The 275-nt window shown below is 44.7% G+C and carries 1 protein-coding gene; it reads right to left on the bottom strand.

Annotated elements, in window-relative coordinates:
- Positions 1 to 275: DUF7477 domain-containing protein (locus tag L9G74_RS24105; protein ID WP_500142671.1), on the bottom strand; the 275-nt coding region annotated here is incomplete at both ends.

The raw sequence follows: 275 nt of genomic DNA, 5'->3' as shown, positions 1-275 counted from the left end.
CCGGGACATAACCACAGCCCATCGGCTTCCTGCTGTGGCCAAGGCAGTGACATAGAACCCCTCCTTCCACTTTTTGTTTATCCATTTGAAGGGAAATGAATCACTTACTTTGTAGGATTGCTGTGCATATGGCGTTCCTGTTGACATGATCACCACCGAGCTTCCATTATTTGAACCAGCCAAAGAAGTAATATAGTAATTTCTCTCCCACTGCTCCATTATCCATTCCTTGTGAAGAAAGTAATGGGAGAGTTCATGTACTTGGGCGGTAAAAC

This window comes from Shewanella electrica (assembly GCF_022321485.1).
GTDB classification, from domain to species: Bacteria; Pseudomonadota; Gammaproteobacteria; order Enterobacterales; family Shewanellaceae; genus Shewanella; species Shewanella electrica.
Note: the sequence above shows the minus strand (reverse complement) of the source record. Positions and strands in the feature narration are given on the sequence as shown.